Genomic DNA, 2,245 nt, shown 5'->3' on the forward strand with positions numbered 1-2,245 from the left:
CGGTGCGCTCGACGCGCAGCCGTACCTCGACGCGGCCGGCGCCCTCGGCCACGGTGACCTGGGGCCGTACCTCGGCCAGGCGGGCGGTGGACCAGTGCTCCAGCCGGACCGGCCGCCAGATGCCCGCGGTCACCAGGGTGGGTCCCCAGTCCCAGCCGAAGCTGCACGCCATCTTGCGGATGTACTGGGAGGGTTCGGGATAGACGTTGGGCCGCTCCCCCGTCACCGCGCGGACGGCCGCCGCCTCGTCGTAGGCGGAGGCGAAGCGGATCTCCAGTTCACCGGTGCGTCCGGTGACGTCGAAGCGGTAGGTGCGGTGCATGTTGCGGGTGGTGCCGAGGGGGCGGCCCGCGAGGGTGAGGTACGCGGCCGTGTCGAGACCGTCGAAGACGAGGTCGGTGCGCTCGTGACCGCTGTCGTGGCCGAGTCGGCGGACGTAGGTCCAGGCGCGGCGGCCCACCCAGGCGACGTCCGTCTCGTTGCGGGCGATGAAGGGGTCCGGGATGGCCCCGGCGGCGAGGAGGTCGGTGTGGACGCAACCGGGCACCCGGGCCTCCAGCAGTTCCTCCCCGTGGCGCAGGCTCCAGCCCTCGGTGAGCTGGGTGACGTCCTTCATGGTGCGGCTCCAATCGCCTGACTCAGGCCGGTGGACGGGCAACGGCGCACAACCTAACGCGCGGACCGCCGACTGTCTATAAACCGGTCTAGCTACACATCCGTAATGGGACGTCAGTGAAACCGCACGTCAGTGGGATGAGACGTGATCGTCGGTAACGATTGCGCATCACGCTCGAAATTGCAGCTTTACCGGTTCACCAGTGGCTGACATAGTGCCGACATCCCACTCGCAGAGCTGAGCCGCAATCCTGGAGGAGCTGGGCACATGGGCAAGAACACGACGTTCGCGGGGCGTCGGTGGCGCGGCGGGCTGCTGGCCGCCGCGGTGCTGACCGCCGCGGGATGCAGCGGCGCGGGCGCGGTCTCCGGTGAGACGGCGAAGGCGCCGGCCGACCCGGCCGAGGCCACGGGCACGATCAAGGTCCTCACCCACCGCACCGACCTCGTCCAGAACGGGACGATGGCCCGGTACGCCGAGGAGTTCAACAAGGTCTACCCCAAGGTGAAGGTGAAGTTCGAGGCCCTCACCGACTACGAGGGGGAGGTCAAGATCCGGATGAACACCGACGACTACGGTGACGTCCTGATGATCCCGGCCGCCGTGGCCAAGAACGACTACCCGAAGTTCTTCGCCCCGCTCGGCACCGCCGCCGAACTGGGCGGCACCTACCGGTTCAGCGACAAGACCGAGGTCGGCGGCAAGGTCTACGGCATCGCCCAGTTCGGCACGGCCAACGGCTTCGTCTACAACAAGGCCGTCTGGAAGAAGGCCGGTCTCACCGCCTGGCCGGCGACCCCGGCCGAGTTCCTGGCCGACCTGAAGGCCGTCAAGGCGAAGACGGGCGCCGTGCCGTACTACACGAACTTCAAGGACGGCTGGCCGCTGACCGCCTGGAGCAACAGCATCGGCTCCGTCACCTGCGACGCCAAGGCCGGCGACAAGCTCGCCGGTGCCGTCTCGCCCTGGCGGAAGGGCGGCGAACTGAACACGATCGACTCCCTGCTCCACGACATCGTCAAGGACGGTCTGTCGGAGAAGGATCCCAACACCACCAACTGGGAGGCCTCCAAGGGCCTGATCGCGCGGGGCGAGGTCGCCACCATGCAGCTGGGCTCCTGGGCCATCACCCAGATGCGCGACGCGGCGGCGAAGGCCGGTACCGACCCGGACGACATCGGCTTCATGCCCTTCCCCGCGCAGAAGGACGGCAAGTACTGCGCCGTCCTCGCCTCCGACTACCAGCAGGCCGTCAACGCCCACTCCGCGCACAAGGCCGCGGCGCGCGCCTGGATCGACTGGTTCACGCAGAAGTCCGGCTACGCGGCCAAGGAGGGCGCCGTCCCGGCCCTGAGGTCCGCCGCGATGCCCGGCACGCTGAAGGACTTCGTTGACAACGATGTCACCTTCCTGGAGCGCTCCGAGGCGAAGACCGGTGAGGTCAACGCGATCGACAACGCGGCCGAGATAGGGCTGAACAAGCCGGACTACCGCCAGAAGCTGGTCGACATCGCCCGCGGGGCGCAGCACGGCAGCCTCGACGACTACTTCGCGGACCTCGACAAGCGGTGGAACGAGGCGGCGCGGACCGCCGGTTCCTGACCGCGCCGGTCCGGCCGGCAGCCGGAG

Annotated in this window: 2 protein-coding genes; one reads left to right on the plus strand and one right to left on the minus strand. The window is 68.9% G+C overall.

All coding sequences use genetic code 11. From position 1 onward, the window contains the following. Positions 1–616: glycosyl hydrolase 2 galactose-binding domain-containing protein (locus H5J33_RS31935; protein WP_399552976.1), on the minus strand; the 616-nt coding region annotated here is incomplete at its 3' end. Positions 617–883: 267 nt separating this feature from the next. On the opposite strand from H5J33_RS31935, the gene H5J33_RS31940 reads away from it, so the two are divergent. Beyond that, the gene (locus H5J33_RS31940; protein WP_181798228.1) at positions 884–2,218 is read left to right on the plus strand and encodes an ABC transporter substrate-binding protein; all 1,335 of its coding nucleotides are present in this window, start codon (positions 884–886) and stop codon (positions 2,216–2,218) included. Positions 2,219–2,245: the final 27 nt, after the last annotated feature.

The sequence above is a fragment of the Streptomyces sp. WELS2 genome (assembly GCF_013870595.1).
GTDB lineage: Bacteria > Actinomycetota > Actinomycetes > Streptomycetales > Streptomycetaceae > Streptomyces.